The organism is Candidatus Villigracilis saccharophilus (assembly GCF_016711665.1).
Window position 1 is genome coordinate 19,323 of the sequence record NZ_JADJSO010000012.1, and the last position, 23,869, is coordinate 43,191.

Annotated in this window: 21 protein-coding genes; 14 read left to right on the forward strand and 7 right to left on the reverse strand. The window is 50.6% G+C overall.

The annotated features are described in order from the left end of the window. Positions 1–85: 85 nt before the first annotated feature. From rpsO to IPL17_RS04930, 5 genes are all read left to right on the forward strand, one after another. Entirely contained in the window at positions 86–358 is a 273-nt protein-coding gene (gene rpsO, locus IPL17_RS04910; RefSeq protein WP_345305957.1) for a 30S ribosomal protein S15, read from the forward strand. Between the two features lie 209 nt (positions 359–567). Then, positions 568–2,826 carry a polyribonucleotide nucleotidyltransferase gene (locus IPL17_RS04915; protein WP_345305958.1) on the forward strand — a complete coding sequence of 753 codons (2,259 nt, stop codon included), beginning with the start codon at positions 568–570 and terminating at the stop codon, positions 2,824–2,826. Positions 2,827–2,902: 76 nt separating this feature from the next. Next, a complete protein-coding gene (locus tag IPL17_RS04920) occupies positions 2,903–3,436 on the forward strand; it encodes a GNAT family N-acetyltransferase (protein ID WP_345305959.1) in 534 nt (177 codons plus the stop codon). After that, entirely contained in the window at positions 3,433–3,969 is a 537-nt protein-coding gene (locus IPL17_RS04925) for a DUF1697 domain-containing protein (RefSeq protein WP_345305960.1), read from the forward strand. The genes IPL17_RS04920 and IPL17_RS04925 overlap by 4 nt, the downstream gene beginning before the upstream one ends. Positions 3,970–3,994: 25 nt before the next feature. Continuing rightward, positions 3,995–4,738 (forward strand): GNAT family N-acetyltransferase, encoded by a 744-nt coding sequence (locus IPL17_RS04930; protein WP_345305961.1) that lies wholly within the window; start codon positions 3,995–3,997, stop codon positions 4,736–4,738. Between the two features lie 15 nt (positions 4,739–4,753). On the opposite strand, the gene IPL17_RS04935 is transcribed toward IPL17_RS04930, so the two are convergent. The 6 genes from IPL17_RS04935 to IPL17_RS04960 all read right to left on the reverse strand — a co-directional run bounded on the left by IPL17_RS04935 (position 4,754) and on the right by IPL17_RS04960 (position 11,968). Continuing rightward, positions 4,754–5,515 carry a hypothetical protein gene (locus tag IPL17_RS04935; RefSeq protein WP_345305962.1) on the reverse strand — a complete coding sequence of 254 codons (762 nt, stop codon included), beginning with the start codon at positions 5,513–5,515 and terminating at the stop codon, positions 4,754–4,756. A 73-nt stretch (positions 5,516–5,588) separates the two neighbouring features. Next, a complete protein-coding gene (gene tpiA / locus IPL17_RS04940) occupies positions 5,589–6,347 on the reverse strand; it encodes a triose-phosphate isomerase (protein ID WP_345305963.1) in 759 nt (252 codons plus the stop codon). A gap of 8 nt (positions 6,348–6,355) precedes the next feature. Next, positions 6,356–8,158, reverse strand: a complete 1,803-nt coding sequence (locus IPL17_RS04945) for a protein kinase (RefSeq protein WP_345305964.1) — start codon at positions 8,156–8,158, stop codon at positions 6,356–6,358. 145 nt (positions 8,159–8,303) lie between these two features. Then, positions 8,304–9,476, reverse strand: coding sequence for a phosphoglycerate kinase (locus tag IPL17_RS04950; RefSeq protein ID WP_345305965.1), 1,173 nt, complete (start codon positions 9,474–9,476; stop codon positions 8,304–8,306). 76 nt (positions 9,477–9,552) lie between these two features. Beyond that, positions 9,553–10,560 (reverse strand): type I glyceraldehyde-3-phosphate dehydrogenase, encoded by a 1,008-nt coding sequence (gene gap, locus IPL17_RS04955; protein ID WP_345305966.1) that lies wholly within the window; start codon positions 10,558–10,560, stop codon positions 9,553–9,555. A gap of 91 nt (positions 10,561–10,651) precedes the next feature. Beyond that, complete coding sequence (locus tag IPL17_RS04960) at positions 10,652–11,968, reverse strand: gluconeogenesis factor YvcK family protein (protein ID WP_345305967.1); 1,317 nt, start codon at positions 11,966–11,968, stop codon at positions 10,652–10,654. Positions 11,969–12,058: 90 nt separating this feature from the next. Between IPL17_RS04960 and IPL17_RS04965 the strand changes: the two genes are divergently transcribed. After that, positions 12,059–12,994 carry an ROK family protein gene (locus tag IPL17_RS04965; RefSeq protein ID WP_345305968.1) on the forward strand — a complete coding sequence of 312 codons (936 nt, stop codon included), beginning with the start codon at positions 12,059–12,061 and terminating at the stop codon, positions 12,992–12,994. A 52-nt stretch (positions 12,995–13,046) separates the two neighbouring features. Further along, positions 13,047–14,369, forward strand: coding sequence for an acetyl ornithine aminotransferase family protein (locus IPL17_RS04970; protein WP_345305969.1), 1,323 nt, complete (start codon positions 13,047–13,049; stop codon positions 14,367–14,369). 276 nt (positions 14,370–14,645) lie between these two features. Here IPL17_RS04970 and IPL17_RS04975 read toward each other — a convergent pair whose 3' ends face one another. Next, on the reverse strand, positions 14,646–15,797 hold the full coding sequence (locus IPL17_RS04975; protein ID WP_345305970.1) for an aminotransferase class V-fold PLP-dependent enzyme: 1,152 nt from the start codon (positions 15,795–15,797) through the stop codon (positions 14,646–14,648). A 62-nt stretch (positions 15,798–15,859) separates the two neighbouring features. Here IPL17_RS04975 and IPL17_RS04980 point away from each other — a divergent pair, with 62 nt between their 5' ends. The 7 genes from IPL17_RS04980 to IPL17_RS05010 all read left to right on the forward strand — a co-directional run. Next, positions 15,860–17,110, forward strand: a complete 1,251-nt coding sequence (locus tag IPL17_RS04980; protein WP_345305971.1) for an MFS transporter — start codon at positions 15,860–15,862, stop codon at positions 17,108–17,110. Positions 17,111–17,168: 58 nt separating this feature from the next. Continuing rightward, a complete protein-coding gene (gene smpB / locus IPL17_RS04985; protein ID WP_345305972.1) occupies positions 17,169–17,630 on the forward strand; it encodes an SsrA-binding protein SmpB in 462 nt (153 codons plus the stop codon). A 79-nt stretch (positions 17,631–17,709) separates the two neighbouring features. Then, the gene (locus IPL17_RS04990) at positions 17,710–18,492 is read left to right on the forward strand and encodes a hypothetical protein (RefSeq protein WP_345305973.1); all 783 of its coding nucleotides are present in this window, start codon (positions 17,710–17,712) and stop codon (positions 18,490–18,492) included. Positions 18,493–18,595: 103 nt separating this feature from the next. After that, positions 18,596–19,693, forward strand: coding sequence for a helix-turn-helix domain-containing protein (locus IPL17_RS04995; protein WP_345305974.1), 1,098 nt, complete (start codon positions 18,596–18,598; stop codon positions 19,691–19,693). 154 nt (positions 19,694–19,847) lie between these two features. Beyond that, positions 19,848–21,218, forward strand: a complete 1,371-nt coding sequence (locus tag IPL17_RS05000; protein ID WP_345305975.1) for an MFS transporter — start codon at positions 19,848–19,850, stop codon at positions 21,216–21,218. Further along, entirely contained in the window at positions 21,215–22,618 is a 1,404-nt protein-coding gene (locus tag IPL17_RS05005) for a sulfatase (RefSeq protein ID WP_345305976.1), read from the forward strand. Before IPL17_RS05000 ends, IPL17_RS05005 begins: the two co-directional genes overlap by 4 nt. Before the next feature lie 12 nt (positions 22,619–22,630). Continuing rightward, on the forward strand, positions 22,631–23,869 hold a 1,239-nt coding region (locus tag IPL17_RS05010; RefSeq protein WP_345305977.1), incomplete at its 3' end, for a sulfatase-like hydrolase/transferase.

Genomic DNA, 23,869 nt, shown 5'->3' on the forward strand with positions numbered 1-23,869 from the left:
AGAGAACTAAAGCTGTGGACACGGAGACCTGCGTAGCGCGGTGTTCGCACCGCCCAAAAAATCTAAAAGAAAGGAAGCACACGTCATGCCGCTTGCAAAAGAAGTCAAGACCAAGGCGATCGAAGATTTTCATCGCCACGACAAGGATACCGGCTCCCCTGAAGTTCAGATCGCCATCCTGACCAATCGCATCACTCAGCTCACCGAGCATTTGCGAAGCAACAAGCAGGATCAATCCTGCCGCCGTGGTTTGCTCAAACTGGTCGGTCAACGCCGCCGATTGCTCACGTACTTGCGCTCAAGCAACTACCAGAACTATCTAAACGTAACCGAACGATTGTCACTCCGCCGTAAGTAGTTAGTGAAAGACCCTAAAGGTCGCGAGACTTTTAGGGTCTTTTTAAACCCTCACCTACCTGCCCATCAAGGCGAGGAGGAAAATCCCGCAGTCAGGAATTGAATAGCGCGAACAACAATGGTTGTTCCCACTCTTCAGTCCCTGACCAACTGGCGGGTAATATTTATAAGGGCGGCTCGCGAGCCGCCCCAACAGGAGACAAAAAAATAATGAAACCCGAATTAAAACGCTATTCAGCCGTTGTAGGCACGCGCACTTTCACCTTTGAGACAGGCACATTGGCCGCTCAAGCAGGCGGCGCGGTCACCTTCGGCGTGGAAGATTCGATCGTATTCGCCGCAGCCACCATGGGCGGCGTACGCGAAGGAATTGACTTCTTCCCACTTTCCGTTGACTACGAAGAGCGCATGTATGCCGGCGGCAAGATCCCCGGCTCCTTCTTCCGACGCGAAGGCCGCGCCTCCACCGATTCCATCCTTGTGGCACGACTGACAGACCGCCCCCTGCGCCCGCTCTTTGCACATGGCATGCGAAACGAAGTGCAAGTTATCATGTACTCATTCTCAGCCGATGGCATCAACCCGCTGGATATTCTCGCGATCAATGCTGCTTCTGCCGCGATCATGATCTCGGATATCCCCTGGGCTGGACCGGTGGCCGCTGTCCGTGTGGGACGCGTCAACGGTGAGTTCGTGCTCAACCCCACCTTTGAGGAAATGAACGCTTCAGACCTGGACCTGAGAATTGCCGGCACCAAAGATGCGATCCTCATGGTGGAATGCGGCGCCAACGAAATCCCCGAAGATGTCATGGTCGCCGCCCTTGAATTGGGACATCAGTCCATGCAGCCGATCATTGAATTGCAACTCAAGATGCAGGCTGAAATTGGCAAGCTCAAGCGCGAAGCCACCATCACGACTGCGAACGAAGAATTGCAGAAGAAAGTATTCGAATCAGTCAACGCCAAGATGAACGAATTGCTTGACAAGCCGTTGAGCAAAGGCGAATTCTACGGCGGCATGGACGAATTACAAGCCGCAGTCGTTGCTGAAATGTGCATCGAAGGCGATACAACCGCTCCCGCCGCAAAAGATGTGAAATCTGCATTTAGCGAAGCCGAGCACAAGATCGTGCGTGAAAGAATCCTGGGCATGGGCAAGCGTCCCGATGGCCGCACCCCGACCGAAATCCGCCCGATCTGGTGCGAAGTGGGACTCTCCCCTCGCGCACACGGCACTGGTCTTTTCACACGCGGCGAGACACAAGTATTATCCTTTGCAACACTCGGAACGTTGGGTGAAGCACAGGAACTCGATAATTTATCCCCAGAGAAAAATAAACGCTACATGCACCACTACAGCTTCCCGCCTTTCTCCACAGGCGAGGTCAAAATGCTGCGTGGACAAAGCAGGCGCGAGGTCGGGCATGGTGCGCTCGCAGAACGTGCGCTCGAACCCGTCATCCCAGCTGAAGAATCCTTCCCATACGCCATCCGCGTTGTGTCCGAAGCGTTATCCTCCAACGGCTCAACTTCGATGGGCTCAGTCTGCGGTTCGACTTTGGCATTGATGGATGCGGGCGTGCCAATCAAGGCACCTGTATCCGGCGTCGCCATGGGACTTATCACAGACGAAACTGGCCGCTATCAAATCTTGACCGATATTCAGGGAACCGAAGATCATCTCGGCGACATGGATTTCAAAGTCGCAGGAACTGCCGCTGGTATCACCGCCTTGCAAATGGACATCAAGATCAGCGGCTTGAGCACGCAAATGATGAAGGAAGCGCTGGCGCAGGCTCACACTGCCCGCATGTCGATCATGGAAAAGATGCTCGAAGCCCTGCCCGAAGCACGCGCGGAATTGAAACCGCATGCTCCGCGCATCATCACCGTCAAGATCCCGATCGACAAGATCGGCGCGCTCATTGGTCCCGGCGGCAAGAATATCCGCGCGTTACAGGAAGAGACCCATACCAAGATCGACATTCAGGAAGACGGTACGGTTTACATCGCCTCGACCGACAGTGTCGGCGCCAAGATCGCCCAGGAACGGGTAGCGGGCTTGACCGAGTCGGTGGTAATTGGAAATATCTATACCGGCAAGGTAGTGCGCACTGAAGCCTTTGGGGCGTTTGTAAATCTCCTGCCCGGCATCGACGGGCTCGTACACATTTCACAACTCGCAAGCGAACGCGTGAATGCTGTCGAGGATGTTTGTGTTCTCGGCGATGAATTGACCGTGATGGTCACGGACGTTGACCCGCAAGGTAAGATCCGCCTGTCACGCCAGGCTGTACTTGAAGGCTGGTCGGCTGAAGAAGCCCGTGAAAAAGACAAGGGTGGACGCAGTGGCGGCGGTGGGAGTCGCGGCGGAGACCGGGGTGGACGCGGCGGCGACAGAGGCGGACGCGGCGGAGATCGGGGTGGACGCAGCGGCGGAGGGGATCGCGGCGGAAATCGAAGATAAAGTTTACACAGCAAGCTCCGAGTTTCTATGAACTCGGAGCTTTTTTAAATGCTATAATTTCGTAATTGAAAGCAATATGAACATCGAATGTCTCACTTCCGAAAGCACAATAAAGCTGCTTCCAAATCTGACCTCTCTCGTACAGGACGCGGTTGCAAATGGCGCGTCCATCGGATTTCTCACTCCCCTCACCGAGGAAGACGCATCTACGTATTGGCGGGACGTTGCATCCGCGCTGAAAACCCCTTTCCGGATTCTGCTCATTGCAAAAATAGATCAGGAAATCATAGGTACGGTTCAATTGAACCTGGCAAATCACCCAAATGCGAGCCATCGAGCCGAGATAACAAAGCTCATTGTTCTTGCATCGCATCGAGGAAGAGGCGTGGGTCATGCGCTTATGAACGCGATCGAGGAAGAAGCCCGGCGAACAGGACGAACCACATTAATTCTCGACACAAGAGCAGGCGATCCTTCAGAACGCTTGTACGCCAACTTGGGCTATACGCAAGCAGGTGTAATTCCAGAATATGCACGAAGCACAGACGGGTCACTGCACACAACCGTATTTATGTACAAACTTCTAAACTATGAAAAGGTTAATCGATGACAAAGCACATTGCGTTCCTGCGCGCCATCAACGTCGGCGGTCACACTGTCAAAATGGATCACCTGCGCCAGCTATTTGAGTCGCTTGGATTTTCCAACGTGGAAACCTTTATTGCCAGCGGAAATGTCATCTTTGAGGCAAAAGCGGGAAGTACCAAGGCGCTTGAAAAGAAGATCGAAGCATGTCTGCGCGAAGCGTTGGAATATGAAGTGGCGACCTTCATCCGCACCGATACAGAGGTAGTGGAGATCGCAAAACACAAACCCTTTCCACAGTCCCAACTGGATGCGGCAGGCGCGCTCAACATCGGCTTCCTGGCTGACCCGCTGGATGATGCCGCAAAGCAAAAGTTGATGTCACTGCGAACCAACATTGACGACTTTCACATCCACGGGCGCGAGATCTATTGGCTGTGCAAAAAGAAACAGAGCGAATCCAAGGTTTCAAACGCGACAATTGAAAAGGCGCTGGCGGTCAAATCAACCTTGAGGGGTGTGAATACGATCAAGAAGCTGGCGGAAAAGTACGCATAAACTCTTGCAGGATAAACTCAAGATCATGGACAAAGATACAATGAACATAGATACATTCGAAAATACCATTTACAGGAATTGGACGGGGTACTTCGGTTGTCCAATCGAAACTGCACAACAAAGTGGAACCACCCTGTTACCAGAAAGTAAATATGATGGCGACAATGTCATCGCGCTTTGGCATATCGGAAAGCACACGTTTGCACAACTTGACCCCGCCTATTATTCGCAGTTAGAAAAATTAACTGAGGAATTACCTGCAAACACTTCTCTGACAGGCGATTTGATCCAAACAAGCTGGGGAAGTGAGCGGATCCTTTCATGGGATATTGGGTTGGCATATTATCTATTCCCCCCGCACCTGCCAGCGTATCTTCCTGACCAGCCGTTCATTCTGCGTCAATTGAGCGAGGCTGACACGAACGCCATGTCCGTGTTACATGCCGCAAATACGCCCGAAGATGTTGATGAGGGTTTTGTAGAAGTCACACACCAGGTCGCCTTTGGGGTCTTTTTCGGAGAACAGCTGGTCGCAGCAGCAAGCGGGTATGAACGAACGGGCTTTCTCGACATTGGCGTGTTGACTCATCCAGATTTTCGCAAGAAGGGGTTAGGAAAAGCCGTCGTGGGCGGATTATGCGAGTGGGCAAATCAGCACAATATCATCGCACAATACCGGCACAATATCACCAACGCCGGCTCGCAAAATGTCGCCAGAAGTTTAAATTTCAAATTGTATTTTAAATCTGAGGGGATCTTCCTGAAATAGGGAAACAATCCCTTATTACCTTTTCACATCCACACCCGTGACTTTTGCAAGTATTTTATGCACAATAAATGCGGGGATAAGAAAAACAATGTGCAAAACCACGCTTGCACTGAACAGTTCAGCCACATTTGAGAGAAAGCCATTAACGAGCGGCGTCAGATTTGTAAGCATCCACGCGCCGGCGCCGGCAAAAACCGCAAGCCCAAGCAGCCCGACCACCCAAATCCCAAGTGGAAACCAGGCGTGACTGTCAGATTCCGACGGCATCATGGTGCTGGAAACCGCAAAGGCAAGGTATAGCCATAGGTAAAAATCATTTACAGTTGGCAGAACCCCAACCGCCATATAAAACAAGTTTAGCTGGCCATTTTGTAAAAACTTCCAAAGTGTACCCAATTGCAGGTGGTCGCTGCCGACATAAGCGACGAATACGCTGCCGGCGATCAATGGAGCAAGTCCGATCAAAGAATCTCGAAATATATCCGTTTGTTCGGTTTCGACATACCCCATTTGCAAACGCCCATTCGGAAGCGCTTTCGGGAGCAATGAAAACCGTCCGGTCCGCACACGCAACAACTTCGCCATTAGAAAATGACTCAATTCATGCATGGCAACACCGGGAAGGAAGAGGATAGAGAACAAGCCGATCGTTAATTCCGCATTGCGCGTGAGGATCAGCAAAACAGCTTGTATCTCACGATGCAAAAGCCGCTGGAGAAATACCAGCGGCAAAAGCGTCAGAATAAACCAGAATACGCCAGCGAATGAAGTCAACATAAATATGAATAATTGGGGGAATGTAGATGATAGTCCATGGTTGATGGTTTACACCCATTATTATTTTGTGCGATTACCCCGCCGCCGCTCTTGTGATCGCCGCGAACTCATCCAATTTCAGACTGGCTCCGCCAACGAGCGCGCCGTCGATATCAGGTTGACCAAAAAATTCAGCCGCGTTGGATGAAGTAACAGAGCCGCCATATAACACGCGGATAGCCTGTGCTGTTTCCAACCCGAACAACTCAGTCAGGGCGGGACGAATCACATCCTTGACCACCGCGTTCGCTTCAAGGCCGTTGGAAGCTTTGCCTGTCCCGATCGCCCAGACCGGTTCGTATGCCACCACAATGCGCGGCGCAAAGTCAGGAGAGACATCCCTGAGACTCTGACTTGTCTGACGGGAAACAACCTCACGAGTCAGCTTTGATTCGTATTGATCCAAAGTCTCGCCAACACAAACGATCGGCGTCAAATCGTATTTTTGGGCGGAGATCAACTTTCGATTAACAATCTCATCGCTTTCATTGAAATAAGCGCGCCTTTCGGAGTGACCAAGAATAACATAACCGCACAACTCTTTCACCATAGCCGGCGAAACCTCGCCGGTAAACGCACCTTTTTCCTCCCAATGCATATTCTGCGCACCAAGACCAATATCTGAATCCCCAATCAATGCAGAAGCGGTCTGTAACGACACGAAAGGCGGGCATATAATTTTTTCCACGCCGGTGATCGCGCTTATTTTTTCACTCAATTGAGAAACCAGGTCGCGCGTCTCGGCGATGGTTTTGTTCATTTTCCAATTTCCTGCAACAAATGGTTTTCGCATATTTTTTCCTATTGTATTTTTTTGAGATAATTTTCGGCCATAAAACGGATCCACTGCGGTGCGCCGAGATCCGAAGAGAGCGAAAGAAAAATATTCTTCGCGTCAGTTTGACTGCCCGATTTCATTTCAATTTCAGCCTTTAATAAAAATACTTCATACATATCGGGTTTTAGTTTTTCAGCATTAGCCAGTTGAGATCTGGATTCGTTCAAATCGCCATTGAACAGGGCGTATCGTCCGCGGGCAATGTACCCCAGCGGCAGATTGACATTATCAATACGCTCAAAGAAGACAAAAAGCGGCATATCCTTTTTCTCTGAGGCTTTATATACAGCTTCGCGGAAATCGTTTTCCAACTCAATTGGCAGGCCTTGAGCGCGGTACGTTGGAACCAGACGTAAATACATGCCCGCCGCCGGCACCCAGGCTTCACGCCTCTTAAATTCCTCCGCAGCCTTCAAAAGAAATTCCTTATTGTTTGGGCCGGCCAAATTTGCCGCCTGCGCAAGTTCATCGATCGCCGGGCGGACTTCATTCGCATCCCACAAGGCAAGCGCAAGCTGCAAATGTGCAAAAGGATCGCCAGGGTTCTTGTTTACCAATTCCTGCGCCGCTGTCACTTGCGGTGAGCTATTTACCTTTGGCGTCGGCAATTGAGCGCCTGGGGTACGTCCGCCAGGCAAGTCTGGCAATGGTTTCGTCGGTTGAGGTGGCTGGGTTGAGACCACAGGGTTAGGTACAATAACCGTTGGGGTCAAAGCGGACTGGTTTTTATACCTCATGACTGCAAAAAATGCGACCGTCAGACAAAGGATCGATATAAGCCCGACGCCCACCCACATCCATGGCGAACGTTTCTTTGACGCACTTTTAACTGTCTCTGTTTCTTTAACTGAAACTGCCTGTTGAGTTTTGACAGCCGTCGGCTCACTCTTATAACCTGCTGAACGCATGGTAATGGAGGTTCCCTGCATCGGCACTCCCGCCTCCGTCCACGCATTCTTAAAAGCGCTTACCATCTCCGCAACCGATTCAAAACGGTCAAGGCGGTTTTTGGCAAGTGCTTTCAACAAGACCCGTTGAACAGGTTCAGGCACATTGGGGTTGACCTTCATTGGCAAAGGCAGCGGGGTATAAATATGATCATGAATAATTGAGAACGGCGTATCCGCGCTGAATGGGACCTGCCCAACCACCATCTCATACAACATGACACCAAAGGAATAAATATCAGTGCCCGCGTCCAGTTCTTTGATGCCCATCGCTTGCTCGGGCGAAATATATTGCGGCGTACCCATGATCGAATCTGACGACATGGTGGATTCGCCCGCCTGCGCGATGCGAGCAAGGCCAAAATCAGCAAGATACATCACCCCATCCACGGCGATCATCACATTGGACGGTTTTATATCTCGATGCAAAATTCCCTGGCGATGCGCATACCCCAAAGCAGAGCCAATCGAATTTACCACCTCTTCAATTTCCTTTGACGTCAACGGTCCTTGCTGCAAACGAGCCTTGAGTGTATCCCCCTCGATATATTTCATCACAAGAAATGGGCGCGCCTCATGTTCGGCATAATCATATACAGGAACAATATTGGGATGTTCCAGCTTTGCCACCACGCGCGCCTCGCGTTGAAAACGAGCGGTAAAAGTTTGATCTTCATTAAACGCCTGGTGCAAAACCTTCAAGGCAACATAACGGTCAAGCGCAGCGTGATAGGCTTTATAAACAGTTGCCATACCGCCCTGCCCGAGCTGCCCTATGATCCGATAAGGACCTATGTTTTCACCAATGGTAAATGACATGCATGGTCTCCGCTTACTTTGGATTTTCCCGATTATAGCCGAGTGAAGTTAATTTCAGTCATCCATTGCAAAACTGTCTGTAAACTGAAATGATAGGAAGTCATTATTATAAAATTCAGCGCGGACTTTTGTCCGCGCTGTTTGTTCATTTATCCAGCAAGGCCGCGACACCTGGCAGTTCTTTTCCTTCAAGGAATTCAAGCGACGCACCGCCGCCTGTGGAAACATGGGTCATCTGTTTTGCGACACCTGCTTTCTTGACCGCACTGGCAGAGTCACCGCCGCCAATGACTGTGATCGCGCCAGAATCGGCCAACATGCGCGCGAGAGCAAAGGTGCCCTCGGCAAACTTCGGCATCTCGAACACACCGACAGGGCCGTTCCAAACGACCAGCTTGACGCCTGCCAATGAAGTTTTATACAGCTCCAATGTCTTCGGTCCCACATCCAACATGCGCCAGCCTGCAGGGATCTTATCCACGTCAACGATCTGAGTATTGGCCTCCGCGTCGAACTTATCCGCGATGATCGCATCCACAGGAAGGATCAATTTATCGCTTGATTTTTCCATAATTGATTTTGCCAATTCCAAGGACTCCGCTTCAACAAGACTATCCTGCATATTGAGCCCCTGCGAAGCAAGAAAGGTGTTCGCCATCCCGCCGCCGATAATCAACTTGTCACACTTTGAAAGCAGTGTTTCAACGACCAAAATCTTATCGCTGATCTTCGCGCCACCCAGAATTGCGATGTAAGGGTGTTCGGGATTTGCAACTGCACGGCCAAGATATTCAAGTTCCTGTTCCATCAGGAAACCAGAGACAGCGGGCAGGAAGCGTGCGATCCCTTCGGTGGACGAATGTGCGCGATGAGCAGAGCCGAACGCATCGTTGACATACACATCACCGAGCGCTGCCATTTGTTTGGCGAGATCGAGGTCGTTCTTTTCTTCACCTTTGTGGAAGCGGGTATTTTCCAACATTAATACTTCGCCCGCTTTTAATTCCCTGGCCATTTTTTCAACTTCCGGACCAACGCAGTCGGGAGCCATTTGAACTGGAGTCCCCAACAACGCAGCCAATGCTTCCGAAGCAGCACGCAGGCTAAATTCAGCGTCAGGACCGCCTTTTGGTCGTCCCAAATGACTCATCAAAAGCAATGAAGCTCCCTGATCCAAAACATATTTAATGGTCGGCAGAGCGGCCTTGATACGTTTGTCATCGGTGACTTTGCCGTCCGCCATAGGCACATTAAAATCCACGCGCATAAGCACGCGCTTATTTTTAAGGTCAATATCTTTTACTGTTTTTTTGTTCATGGTCTTGTCTCTTACTGCCAGTCAAATAGTCGCCTGGTCTTTTTGCTTTCAGACCAGGCGACTATGGACAATCAGACTAAAGGTTCTTCCCCATCAACGCGACGAGGTCCGCAGTGCGACAGGCGTAACCCCATTCGTTATCATACCAGGCAACAACTTTGATCAGGTTACCGAGAACGATGGTATCAACTGCGCTAAAGACACTTGAGAAGGATGTGCCGCGCAGGTCGGTGGAGACGAGTTCTTCATCGGTCACATCGAGAATGCCCTTCATCGAGCCATTGGCATATTCAAGCATTGCGGCGCGGATCTCTTCGATGGAGGCTTCCTTGTTCAGGATGGCGGTAAAGTCAACGACTGAAACTGTGGGCGTGGGAATACGGAAAGCCATGCCTGCGAATTTGCCTTTGAGTTCGGGAATGACCAAACCAACTGCCTTTGCCGCGCCTGTTGAAGACGGGACAATATTCTGTGCGGCGCCGCGGGCATCACGCAGATCCTTTGCGCCGACATCCTGTAATTTCTGTGAGCCGGTGTAGGCATGGACAGTGGTGAGCAAGCCGCGGTCAATACCAAATTTATCATTAAGCACCTTGGCGACCGGCGCGAGGCCGTTCGTGGTGCAGGACGCATTGGAAACAATATGATGTTTCTGAGCATCATATTTATCATCGTTGACGCCCAAAACAATGGTAATGTCTTCGTTCTTGGCGGGAGCGGAAATGATGACTTTCTTCGCACCGCCAGATTCGATGTGAGCCTTGGCCTTGGTGGCATCGGTGAAGAAACCGGTCGATTCGATCACGATATCCGCACCCATGTCAGCCCACTTGATGGCTGATGGATCTTTTTCTGCTGTGACCTTAACTGTTTTGCCGTCAACGATTATATTGCCATCTTTGACTTCAACACTGCTGGCGAAATTCCCATAGGTCGAATCGTGTTTTAGCAAATGCGCGTTTGTTGCAGAATCGAACAGATCATTCACCGCCACAACATCGATCTCTGGGAAACGAGCCTTCAAGGTGCGAAAGGCAAGACGGCCAATGCGGCCAAAACCATTAATACCAACTTTTACTGTCATTTTAATTTCTCCTTAAATAATTTATTATTGATTGTGAATTTTAGCACAATATTATTATTCTAACATAAAACTCGCCCAATTATAGCACCTGCTATACTCCGCGCTCACGCAGCGGTCCGGTGCGTTCGTTAAAAACATCCATAACCGCTTGCGCAAGTTTTACAGAGTCGTGCCGCCAGGGATGTCCATCATCAACAAGGTCGGCACAATAGACACGGGAGTCCAAAAGAGTTTTGTCGTCGACTCGCACCCATTTTGAAGCGCCGATCTCGCCATTATAATTATCGTTACATAAAATGATATCAAACAGGTCTTCGCCAATGTGATCTTCCAATGCGCGGATGTGGTCAGCGCAGGTGAATGAATCTGTTTCACCAGGCTGTGTGGCAATATTGCAAACGTAAATTTTTATCGCGCGGCTTATTTGCATGGAAGAGAGCAGGTCATGCACAAGCAAGTTTGGCAGGAGACTCGTGTACAGACTGCCAGGCCCGACCACGATCACATCTGCATTTAAAATGGCCTTGATAACGGGCGGGAAAGCTGAAGCATTATCCGGTTCCAACCATACCCGACGGACTCGTCCCGCTACTGACGGAATCTTGCTCTCCCCTTCCACGCGGATCTGATTTTGGGAATGCAGCAACTCCACGCTGGCCACCAATTTAACATCATGCAATGTAGATGGAAGCACACGGCCATTCACTGAAAGCACGCGGCCCGATTCGACCACCGCATCTTCAAAACTACCTGTGATATCCGCAAGCGCTGTGATGAAAAGATTCCCAAACGAATGGCCATCAAGATCAGGTGACCCGCTAAAACGATATTGGAAAAGTTGCGTCAGCATATCCTCGTCATTGGAGAGCGCGGCAAGACAGTTACGAATATCACCAGGCGGAAGAATGCCAAGACTTTCCCGCAACCTTCCGGAGGAACCGCCATCGTCTGCAACGGTGACAACCGCAGTAAGATTGCCTGTGTGCATTTTAAGACCACGCAACAAGGTGGCCAGTCCATGACCACCGCCGATCGCAACAGCACGGGGTCCGCGCTCACGGCGGCGAAAATCAGTCAACTGGTCAAACACATCAGAGCCGGGGCGAATGAACGGTCTTAGCAATGAACGATTAAGCTGATAGATGCCATAAGTGACGATGCCCACTCCCAATCCGCCAAAAATGAGCGCGCGCCATACCCGCGGGATAAATCGCAAGGAGGCATATGAAAGCAACAAGAGCAGGATCGGATTGGACGAGTCGGTTCTGTACAGATCTATAACAATAACAGCAAAACCCAATCCCAATAACGTAATGCCAAGTGTTACAAAGACAAACCAACGCTTAATACCCAGCCCTGGACGAAACCAACGCGGAATATCGCGCAACGTTTGCCAAAAATTTTCCAAGAATTTGGAGCGCATAAAAAGATAATAGCAGGGTTGAAACGATGAGTCAATTCCAGCAGTCGTGGAAAAGCTTACGGTATAATTGCGCTTATGCGCACAATCGTTGCAATTGATGTAGGCGGAACCCAGCTCCGAGCCGCCGCTTACCAACACGATCAACTCGAACCGCTTACCCATAACCGGATTGAAACCAAAGCCAAAGAGCCAAATGCTTTTGGGCGGCTGATCGATCTAATTGAAGGGATCTGGCCGAAGAACATGAAAGTGGACGCGATCGGCGTGTCGTCTCCGGGACCGGTCGACCCGCATAATGGCATTGTGATTATGACGCCCAACATTAAAGAGTGGCATGATTTCCCGATTACAGCAAAATTGTCAGAGCATTTTGGAGTTCCTGCATATCTGGAAAATGATGCAAATCTAGCCGCTCTTGGAGAATGGAAATTTGGGGCAGGGCGCGGACATCATAATGTGCTGTATTTGACCGTGAGTACCGGGGTTGGGGGCGGCGTAATCATTGAAGACCGCCTCCTGCAGGGATTTCACGGACTGGCAGCTGAACTTGGACATACCACGGTACAGGCAAATGGTCCGCTATGCGGCTGCGGACAGCCCGGTCATCTTGAGGCTTTCTCTTCAGGAACTGGAATCGAGCGTTTCGTGGCAGAACAGCTCAAGGCCGGGCGGGAATCGATCCTTCCTGTTGATAAAAAGAATTCAGCCTACACGATAGCCAAAGCCGCAAAACAAGGCGACGCCTTATCCATCGAGGCGTATCAGATCGCCGGAACTTATTTGGGGATCGGTGTGGCAAATTTTCTGCACGCATTCGACCCCTCCATTGTGATCTTTGGAGGGGGAGTTTCCCAGAGCGGACCGTTGTTATTCGATTCGTTCAATGAAAGCTTGAAGCAAAGAGTCTTTCACCCCCGCTACCTTGAAGAGCTGGTAATTGCGCGAGCCGAATTGGGCGATAACTCAGGACTGCTTGGCGCGCGCGCATTAGCTGAATTTAAGTTACAGTAATAATGTCACTACAAATAGCCTTGCAGTGACTTAAATGTTATAAGGAGACTGTATGACACAATCTAGTTTACCCGGGCCAAAAGCCAGGGCAATGATCAAGCGAGACCATAAGGTGATTTCGCCTTCTTATCCGCGGGGATATCCGTTCGTAATGGATCACGGTAAAGGCAGTGAAGTTTGGGATGTGGATGGCAATCGATTTTTAGATTTCATGGGCGGAATCGCAGTCGTGTCAACCGGGTATTCTCACCCGAAGGTGGTGAAAGCTGTACAGGAACAGGCTGAAAAATTCCTGCATATTTCGTCCGACTTTTACCACGAAAATTGGGTCAGACTAGCTGAGAAACTGGATGAGATCGCGCCTTTCAAAGAGGATGCACTCTCTTTCATGACAAATTCAGGCACTGAAGCTGTGGAGACGGCGATCAAACTGGCGCGTTATCACACCAAACGCACGAACTTCATCGGATTCACCGGCGCATTCCACGGCCGCACAATGGGCGCGGTGACATTTACAGCCAGCAAGGCAAAATATCATGGCGGTTTCTATCCATTAATGAACGGCGTTACCCATGCGCCATTCCCAAACCCGTACAGACCTGTTTTGGAGCGCCGTAAAGGCGAAGATTACGGCGAGGCCACGGTCCGTTACATTGAAGAAGAGATCCTCAACCAGATCATGCCCCCAAAGGACGTAGCCGGCATATTGGTCGAGTCGATTCAAGGCGAAGGTGGATATCTCATCCCGCCGGATGGTTTCTTCCCAGCCCTGCGGAAATTATGCAGCAAGCATGGCATTCTGCTGATCGTGGATGAAGTGCAGTCTGGCATGGGACGCACCGGCAAATGGTGGGCGATCGAGCATTTCGGTGTTGAACCAGACATGCTGACGTCTGCAAAGGGCATTGCCTCCGGACTGCCTCTTGGAGCCTGCATCGCACGTAAATCTGTCATGGATTGGGAGATCGGCACACATGGCAACACTTATGGTGGGAATCCCATCTCCTGTGCGGCATCCCTGGCGACCATTGACTTGATCGAAACCGAATTCATGAAGAACGCTGAAGTCGTTGGCGCATACGCGCTCGAAGCGCTAAAAGAAATGCAGATGAGGCACCCCAGCATTGGAGAAGTGCGCGGCAAGGGTCTGATGATCGGCGTGGAATTTGTAAAAAATCGAGAAACCAAAGAGCCAGCGAAAGAACTTACCGATCGCGTCGTGGACATTGGATTTGAACGCGGCCTATTGATGCTTTCCTGCGGAAAAAGCGTGATCAGAATTGCACCTCCCCTCTCGATGAGCAGAAGTGAGATGGATGAAGGCTTAAAGTTATTCGAAGAAGCTCTAACGATCGCTGAAAAAGAATTGGCGTAGAAATGAATTATGAAAAAGCCGAGTTCATTGTGAACTCGGCTTTTTCATATATACTCATAACTTTTGTATATTTTGTAAAAATCGTAATCGTCAAAGATGACTGATCATTTTTTGAACCGCGTAAAGAAAATTTGGGCGATGCTCCTTGTCTCAGAGGCATTTCGTGCTGTGGACAGAGGTAAGAGGTTTTTATTCAAGCTTTATCAAACGAATAGACAATGGTAATAAAATTTTAAACACTTTCACCACACCAGATATCAAATAACCTTATTAAAACTATGATTTGATCGATACCAATTTAGACAAGGCGAATAATAGTCGATCGATATCCGCTTCGGTGTTATATCCCTGCACAGAGATACGGATCAATTTTTTGTCCTGCCATTCGATCAGCGGTATTTCAATCCGATATTCATCGTACAAACGTATTTTCAGCGCAGGTAGATCCGTATCAATTGGCAGTTGGGCGGCCGCCAGTTGGGCGAACCAGTCATCCGACCTAGCATGAAGCGGGGCGAGTCCTGTCAATTCGCAGATTCGTCCTTGCGCATCCCTAACCAGTTTATGACATTCGCTCCTGACGTTAACCCAATCATGGTCCTTTTGAAATTTGATGGCTGCAGGAACCGATAAGAAGGCGGCGACATCGCGCGTGCCCCACCATTCATGATGATCCACAAAGGTGGAATTGCCCGGCGTAATAGATTCGTATCCCCACGAAACAACAAGGGGCTTTAGCAAGTTCTGCATTTCCGGGCGCGCATATAAAAATCCCGCCCCTTTTGGGGCACACAACCACTTGTGCAAATTACCACCGTAAAAATCTGCGCCGAAGGAATCAAGTTTAAGAGAAAGCTGGCCGGGCACATGCGCGCCGTCAATCACAGTAATGATGCCCGCCTGCCGCGCGCGCTGGATAATTTCGTCCAGGGGAAAAATAACAGCAGTCGGCGAGGTAATGTGGCTGAGAAAAATAACCCGCGTGCGCGGGGTAACAGCCGACCAAAACGAGTCTATGAAGGCTTCTCGTGAAACGAGGGAAACGGGTTGATTGATGTATGTGAAGCCGTGCTCCTTCGCCAGGAAACGCCATGTGCGATCCATCGCGCCGTATTCGTGATCACTGGCCAGAACTTCATCGCCCGCGCCCAGGCCCAGCGAACGGGCAACAATATTCATGGAGACAGTCACATTTTGGGTATAGACGAGATTATCAGCATGGGTGCCGAGATATTCGCCAAGCACCGCACGGGATTCGGCCATCAACCCATTGAAGCGCCTGCCCAGAAATTCAACGGGTTGTCGTTCAAGCTCTAACTGCCAGCGCTGATATTCCTCGAAGACTGGTCTCGGGGTCGCGCCGAACGAGCCGTGATTTAGAAAGGTGACAGATGGGTCGAGCAAAAAATATGTGTTTAAGTTATTCATCCCTCAATGGTAAATCCAAAACTCAAAATCGCCAATCGTAAATCGTAGTTATAATCATTTCCATGCGCTTCAACTTGTTCCGTCAATCAGATGTTCCCGAAAAATATCGATCCAACTTCTGGCATTTATATTCTGATATTGCCTGGTTCGGTGTATTGAGCGGTACGGCCGTGAACTTCCTCAATGTGTACGCCACGCGTCTCGGCGCCAGCGGGTTGCAGATCGGTCTGCTGGCTGCGATGGCTGCAATCGTAAATCTCTTTCTAGCCATTCCGGCCGGCCGCTGGATCGAAAAACAGCACACTGGGCGCGCAGTATTTTGGTCATCCATCGTATTCCGCATCGGCTATGTTTTGTGGATCCCACTGCCCTGGCTCTTCAACGCGCAAGGCCAGATCTGGACGCTCATCGTTCTCGCATTCCTCATGGCAATTCCACTCACCCCTCTTGGCGTCGGCTTCAACGCCCTCTTCGCGGAATCGGTCCCAGATCGATTCCGGGCGCAAGTGGCTGGCACGCGCAATATCACATTCGCGATCACATATATGGTGACATCTTTCGGCGCAGGCATCCTCTTGAAAAACATGCCTTTCGAGGCCGGCTACACTGCCATATTTGCGATCGGGGCATTCGGCGCGGCAATGAGCAGTTACCATATATACCATGTCATCCCTTTGGAAGAATCCCTCCCGCGTCCTTCCATACCGCAGCCTGCTCCAACGCCCCAAACAGACTCCCCCCGCGGCATCAAGTCCGCGCTGCGCCTGGATATTTGGAGCACGCCCTTTCGCAACATCCTGCTCGCTTTGTTCTTCTTCCATCTGGCGCAGTACCTGACGACACCGATCTATCCGCTCTACAATGTGCGCATCCTGCATTTGAACGACAGCAACATCGGGACAGGCACGGCACTTTTCTATCTAATGGTGCTGATCGGCTCCACACAGTTGAGGCGCGCTACTCAGCACTTTGGAAATAAAAAAGTGACAGCCTGGGGAGCGGCGGGGACCGCGCTGTATCCGTTCATGCTCGCGGCCGCCCACACAGTCTGGCATTACTATGTTTTGTCTTTCCTCGGCGGATTTCTGTTCGCCATGGTCAATGGCGCGTACATCAACTACATGCTTGAATATATCCCCGCCAATGACCGTCCATCCCACCTGGCCTGGTACAGCATCATTCTAAACATCGCCATTCTTGCCAGTTCGCTCGCCGGGCCATCGATTGCACAGGTGATCGGCCTGACCAATGCGCTGATCCTCTTCGGCGTGCTGCGCATCCTTGCAGGTTTCGCAATTCTCAAATGGGGGTAGGCATAAGAAATATCTGACAGGTTTTATAAACCTGTCAGGCTTATGCTAAAATCAACTTGTGACAGAAAATATAAAAATAATCGCAACCAATCGCAAGGCAAGTTTTGAATATTTCCTCATGGAAAAATTTGAGGCGGGACTTGTTCTGCAGGGATCGGAGATCAAATCCATCCGCGCGGGACAGATCAGCATCCAAGAATCATTCGTGGATGTCCCGAATGGACGGGAAGCCTGGCTCGTGGAAGCGCACATCGCGCCATACGAACAGGCGGGAACCCACTTTAATCATGAGCCAAAACGTAAGCGGAAATTACTCCTGCACAAAAAACAGATCCTTGAGATATGGAATGAGATCCGCATCAAAGGCATGACGGTTGTTCCCACGCGCGTCTACCTCAAAGACGGGCGTGCCAAGATCGAGATCGCGCTGGCAAAAGGTAAAAAAGCCTATGATAAACGCGCCACCATTGCAAAGCGGGACGAGGCGCGCGGTCAGGAAAGAGCCACAAGAGTTAGATAGCAATTCGTCTGAAGGTCGGTTAATCATTGATCGGTTCGCTTAGATAAAAAAATTGTCGGACAATCGACAAGGAGTCTACATGCCCCCTTCCACCATTGGCGGGATCAATTTATTACCTGAAGCTGAAAAACGCGCGATCTATTCACGTTATATTCCCGCCTCCCTCTTGGAAAAATTTCACCTGCCGCCTCTTACTTCTGCGGCGGGCTACAACCTGCTGCAATTCCGCTTTGCCACCGGTTCAACCGATGTGGAAATGCGTCTTTTTCACGAAATGGATTTTCCAGACCCGATCTTCTACGCGCATCTGACAGACACGTTGAATGGACAGATCCATATTTTGCTATACATCCTCAACGACCCGTCAGCCCCGCGTTTTGATGTGGACAAAATGCCTGACGGCTCACCCACTAAATTCGGGACGCTGCGCAGAAATATTGAGGCAGAGAGATCCGCTCTCGAAGCCGGGCTGGCTCCAGGTCAGATACGGCGCGGATTAAGATTGCTGGGCCAGGCCATCGAAACTTTCGAAGGCTTTGTTTCAGCGCTCGGACACGACATGTATTTTGTCGAGCCGTTGTACTACCACAACGCGGTCATCTTTGAACGCTATGGCTTTCGCTACCAAATGGGCAAACGCCTGATGGACAGCATCCATGCCGGTTTTCAAGCCGGCGGTGACCTAATGTCAGCTCTTGATGGATCCAATCCATTCCGACAACCCGACGCGGCAGATACAATACGCAAGCGCTCGTGGGCGATCCATGACGGAATTCTCGGAGAACCTTTTACCAATGTGACGATGTATAAAAGGGTGGGAATTTCCGCTGGCATCAACACTACGCCAAATTGCAAATGGTAAAAATTTTTTACCTGTCATATAAAACTTCCCACGGGCTTATGCGAATCAACATGGGGTATAAGAATGATTTTTTGAGACGCTGTTTAGCATCACCTCTTACACGATGAATTTTTTAGCGAGTTCCGCCTCGATTGTCATTGCAATTGCCGCCGTGTTGACCTTCTACACGGCGCTTTTACATCTCACACGCAAGAATAAGAGACGCTCCTTCCTGTTTCGGGTGGTACGTGACCTGTTGGTTGGATTACAAACCCTGCAGCTTTATTTTGTAACCCAAGACCTTCATTTGCAGTATCCCTTTTTGCTGTATCTGTTCGTAACGTTATTGTTCCTTTCTGGTCCGCTCAATTACATCCGCTACTTTATGTTCTTCTACCCGGGTGGACAAATCCCCGCACGCATCAAAGTTCAGATCCTGCCTGCAGTAGTCGTCTTTCTCGGGGAGACCTGGTTCTATTTTGTGAATCAAGCCCAAAGTCAGGCAGTGATCCGCGATGTATTTTCCAACCCAACGCGGTATGCCGCTTCGTACCTCATCCTCGCAGGTGTCATCGTTTCCCTCATCCAATACGGAATGTTACTGCGGCTGGAAACGCGCTTCGTAAACAGCGAGTCGACTCGCGAACCTGTGCTCATCTCCAGCGCGATCGTGATCCTGTATATGGTAAACATGCTCCTGATCGCGGCGGGATTCATCACTGCCAACCGTGTTGTGATGAATTTTGGTATTCTGTTCATTGGCATTGCAGGGATCGTCTATCTGCTGTTCGAGAACCGCTACCCTGACTTTTATCAACTGGTGGCGCGAGAACAAAAACAGGAGCGCTACAAGAAGTCGCTCATTCAAGGCCTGAGTCGCGACAAGATCATTGCCCGCCTGCGTGAATTAATGGAAGAGGAAAAAATATATCGTCAGTTCGACTTGAAACTGGATGAGGTGGCAGCAATGTTGTTCATCACCCCACACCAGCTTTCGGAATTTATCAATGACCTGCTCGGGATGAATTTCGCAAGTTACATCAACCAGTACCGCGTGGAAGAGGCGAAGTCGATTTTGGTGAACAAGCCCGAAGAAAGCACGCTCGCCGTCGGCTTTCAGGTGGGATTTGGTTCCAAGCAATCTTTCAATACAATTTTCAAACAACAAACGGGGACAACTCCTTCGGGGTACAGAAAACAGACGATGGACAACAGGCCGTAGACCGTAATTGCCCCCCTATCGTCCGTACTTCACTAACCGTCTACTGTCCACGGCCCAAACAGTCTAGATTTATAATTTTTGACGACAAGAATTCACCTTCCTGCTATGGTTTTAGATACGCTTACAAAACCGATACGCAAAAGGAAGGTACACCTTGGATCAAAAACTATCCGCTGGCTATAAGTTCCGTTTTGCCCTGGCTGAGTTGGGTTTCACAACCCTGCGCGCAGCCATGGATTTTTTCCTGCTCTTCTACTACACCGACGTGGCGGGCATCAGCCCTGCGCTGGTAGGAAGCGCCCTCCTCGTAGCCAAGTTAACCTGGGACGCGATCAATGACCCGCTGTTTGGATATTGGTCGGACCGAACCCGCTCGCGCTTTGGCCGCCGTCGAATTTATATGCTGATCGCAGCTGTCCCCATTGCAATTGGCAGCTGGATTCAACTTTCCCTGCCGCATGGGTTGACTGGCCTCACCGCTTTTTTTGCCGTAATGCTTACTTTCTGGCTGAAAGATACTTTTGTGACCATGGCGGTCGTTCCCTACGCGTCATTGATCGCCGAAGTGACTCACGATTATCAGGAACGCTCAAGCCTCGCGTTATACAAAAGCGTCAACGCCGTTGTTGGATACATCCTCGGCGCAGGTCTTGTCACTGTGTTGGTGGGATTGTTCATGGGCATGGGACTGAGCCGCGCAGGGGCATGGAGCGGAACAGGCGCAACATTTGGCGCGATCGCAATGACCATGCTGCTCATCACCACCTTCTCCATCAAAGAAACTACACAACTAAAAGAAGAACCCACCGACATGCATGTATGGCAGGCGGTGAAATTGTGTTTCAAGAACAAACCCTTCGTCATCCTGATGGTCATTTTTATGCTGGGCGGATTTGCCTTCACCGTACAGGCAGCATTGCTTCCATACCTCATTCAATATCAACTCGGCATGGCAAGCCAACTCACTTTTATCATGATCGGCTCGCTCATCATGACAGGCTTGTTCTCCGTCCCTGCAAAATTACTCGCAGACAAAATCGATAAAGGTCCCACCTACGCCCTAGGATTAACTCTCGCGTCCATCACCTTTTTACTGGCCTTCTTTTTCCTGCCGCATCATCCCACTCCCTGGGTTTATGTCGTCGCTGTCGTGCTCGGCATCAGCTTTTCAACGCAATGGGTTTTGCCGTACGCCATGATGCCCGACGTCATTGAATACGACGAGAAGATGACGGGCAAACGCCGCGAAGGCATTTACTACGGCATCTCCAACTTCCTGACCAAATTCGCCTACGCCCTCGGCGTCGCTGTCCCTGGCTGGGCGCTGCAATGGTCTGGGTACATCCCCAACGCGGCGCAGACCGAAACAGCATTATTCGGCATCCGATTTTTCTACGCGGTCATTCCCGCAGTAGCGATGCTGATCTGCGTTCCGATCCTCTATCGCTACCCGATCACACGAAACTCGCATGACGCACTGCGGAAGGAGATCGCCGCCTCACTCGACCCCAAGGCCGGTCAATGAACCCTGAACATGCTCCACGCCCGAACATTGTCATCATCAACTGTGATGATCTTGGCTACGGTGACCTTTCCTCGTTTGGCAGTGAATCAATCCAAACACCCAATATAGATAAACTTGCGGAAGGCGGTGTGAAGTTTGACTCTTTTTATGCCTGCAATTCGCTCTGCACCCCGTCACGCTTCGGGCTGCTGACAGGAAGGTATCCGGAGCGGGCAGGAGTAGGATCGCTCTTGCTTGCCAAACATATCGGTCCCCGAACCACCGCCGTAGACAATGCGAACTGGTGGGCCAAATTCAATGACCAATATTTCAGATGGTGGTTTGTCAGCTACCTGTCGAAATTACATTTCTGGGATTTCGGGACTCTCCCTGAATTGCGCGGCATCCCTGAGGAAGAGATTACCATTGGTCAAGCACTGCAAACCGTTGGATACCGCACAGGGCTGGTAGGGAAATGGCACTTGGGAGAATTCCCGGTCTATCCCGAATACAATCCGCTTCGGCATGGATTTGATTATTTCTACGGCGTGCCGCACGCCAACAACATGAGAGATTTTGCTCTGTATCGAAACGAAGAATGTCTCTCACCAGATTTCACTGAAATGGACCAACTCACCGGCCTGTACACCCGCGAAGCCGTGCAATTTATCCACGAATCCAAAGACAAGCCTTTCTTTCTCTACTTCGCCCACACGTACCCGCACACACCTCAATACGCATCGAAAAACTTCAGAGGCAAATCGATGGGCGGCTTATACGGTGACTGTGTCGAAGAGATCGACTGGAGCGTGGCAGAAGTCATGCGTGCGCTGGAAGAGAATGGCGTAGCAGACAACACACTCGTAATCTTTACCAGCGACAACGGTCCTGGATACTGCGGCAGTCCCGGAGGGTTGCGCGGACGCAAGGGGCAAAGTTATGAAGGCGGCTTCCGCGTCCCAATGATCGCCCACTGGCCAAAGGGAATCACAGCTAAGAGTATCTGCTCGGAACCAGCTATGAATATAGATCTATTTCCAACTATGCTATCGCTGGCTGGGGTGGATCTGCCCGAAGACCGCGTCATCGATGGCAAGAACATCCTCAGCTTGCTGACCAGCAATGGAAAGCGTGACCCGAATGATTGTCTCTTCTTTTATCACAACAAGGAACTGGAAGCAGTCCGCATGGGAAAGTGGAAATACATCCGCGATATTGACACCATGGCGTGGCCCATCCCTCTGGATAAGCATTGGAAATCGGAGAATAGTCTTGAGGCCCCCTGGTTATACAACCTCGAGCTTGACCCCGGGGAGAGTTACAACTTAAGGCGCGAGCATCCAGATATCGTGGAAGCGATGGAAGCTATCTTCCAAAAATGGCAGAAAAGCATGAAAGAGAATCTTGGCGGTTGGAAATAAAAAGAGCTGACAATGAGTGACAAAAAGCAATCCACATCCAAACGCAATAACCAGCCGAATATCATCATTATCAACTGTGATGACCTCGGCTACGGCGACCTGCCGCCCTACGACAATACGCTGATGAACACGCCGCATATTAATCAACTGGCGCAAGGCGGCGTGAAGTTCACTTCTTTCTATGCCTGTAATTCGCTGTGTACTCCATCCCGTTTTGGCTTGCTGACGGGACGTTACCCCGAACGCGCAGGGCTGGGATGGGTACTCGGCGCAAAACGGGCGGGACACCGCCCGCCCGTTGATTCACGCCTGGAGGATTTCTGGGGCAAGCTGCGCTGGGAAATGGCAAAGTTTCTCACTCGACTTGGGTTGATGGACTACAACAACGAGCCGAAACCGCGCGGCATCCCTGAAAAGGAAGTTACCATCGCGAGGGCATTGAAGAACGTCGGCTACAAAACCTGCATGGTCGGGAAATGGCATCTCGGCGAGTTTCCCATTTACTCGGAATATCATCCCCTGCGCTTCGGCTTTGACCACTTCTTCGGCGTGCCGCACAGCAATGATATGAAAGACTTCGCGTTGTATCGGGACAATGAATGCCTGTCACCTGACTTCACAGAGATGGACAAACTGACAGGCCTATACACCCGTGAAGCCATAGAGTTCATCGAGCAAAACAACGAGGCACCATTCTTTCTGTACTTTGCCCACACCTATCCACACCAGCCTTTGCACGCCTCGGAAAATTTCCGCGGCAAATCCAAAGGCGGACTGTACGGCGACACCATCGAAGAAATCGATTGGAGTCTCGGCCAGTTGGTCAAGACCCTGAAAGAAAATGGACAGTGGGAGAACACCCTCGTCATCTTCACCAGCGATAACGGCGCCTGGTACAACGGCAGCGCGGGCAAGTTCCGCGGGCGCAAGGGGCAAAGTTATGAAGGCGGCTATCGCATCCCGATGATCGCGCATTGGCCTGAAAAAATTCCACAAGGCACGGTCTGCGACTCTCCCGCCATGAACATTGACTGGTTCCCAACCTGCCTTGCACTCGCTGGCGTGGAACTTCCCAACGACCGCGTCATTGATGGCAAGGACATCAGCGGACTGCCCTGGCTTTACGATGTCGAATCCGACCCACAGGAGAGTTACAACCTCAAGGACAACCACCCAGACGTCATCGAGGAAATGAAGTGCAAATTCCACGAATGGGAATCGCAGATGAAAAAAAATCGCGAAGGCTGGAAA

Coding starts and splice junctions, on each gene's coding strand:
- rpsO (WP_345305957.1), top strand. CDS start 86: ATGCCGCTTGCAAAAGAAGTCAAGACCAAGGCGATCGAAGATTTTCAT.
- IPL17_RS04915 (WP_345305958.1), top strand. CDS start 568: ATGAAACCCGAATTAAAACGCTATTCAGCCGTTGTAGGCACGCGCACT.
- IPL17_RS04920 (WP_345305959.1), top strand. CDS start 2,903: ATGAACATCGAATGTCTCACTTCCGAAAGCACAATAAAGCTGCTTCCA.
- IPL17_RS04925 (WP_345305960.1), top strand. CDS start 3,433: ATGACAAAGCACATTGCGTTCCTGCGCGCCATCAACGTCGGCGGTCAC.
- IPL17_RS04930 (WP_345305961.1), top strand. CDS start 3,995: ATGGACAAAGATACAATGAACATAGATACATTCGAAAATACCATTTAC.
- IPL17_RS04935 (WP_345305962.1), bottom strand. CDS start 5,515: ATGTTGACTTCATTCGCTGGCGTATTCTGGTTTATTCTGACGCTTTTG.
- tpiA (WP_345305963.1), bottom strand. CDS start 6,347: ATGCGAAAACCATTTGTTGCAGGAAATTGGAAAATGAACAAAACCATC.
- IPL17_RS04945 (WP_345305964.1), bottom strand. CDS start 8,158: ATGTCATTTACCATTGGTGAAAACATAGGTCCTTATCGGATCATAGGG.
- IPL17_RS04950 (WP_345305965.1), bottom strand. CDS start 9,476: ATGAACAAAAAAACAGTAAAAGATATTGACCTTAAAAATAAGCGCGTG.
- gap (WP_345305966.1), bottom strand. CDS start 10,560: ATGACAGTAAAAGTTGGTATTAATGGTTTTGGCCGCATTGGCCGTCTT.
- IPL17_RS04965 (WP_345305968.1), top strand. CDS start 12,059: ATGCGCACAATCGTTGCAATTGATGTAGGCGGAACCCAGCTCCGAGCC.
- IPL17_RS04970 (WP_345305969.1), top strand. CDS start 13,047: ATGACACAATCTAGTTTACCCGGGCCAAAAGCCAGGGCAATGATCAAG.
- IPL17_RS04975 (WP_345305970.1), bottom strand. CDS start 15,797: ATGAATAACTTAAACACATATTTTTTGCTCGACCCATCTGTCACCTTT.
- IPL17_RS04980 (WP_345305971.1), top strand. CDS start 15,860: ATGCGCTTCAACTTGTTCCGTCAATCAGATGTTCCCGAAAAATATCGA.
- IPL17_RS04990 (WP_345305973.1), top strand. CDS start 17,710: ATGCCCCCTTCCACCATTGGCGGGATCAATTTATTACCTGAAGCTGAA.
- IPL17_RS04995 (WP_345305974.1), top strand. CDS start 18,596: ATGAATTTTTTAGCGAGTTCCGCCTCGATTGTCATTGCAATTGCCGCC.
- IPL17_RS05005 (WP_345305976.1), top strand. CDS start 21,215: ATGAACCCTGAACATGCTCCACGCCCGAACATTGTCATCATCAACTGT.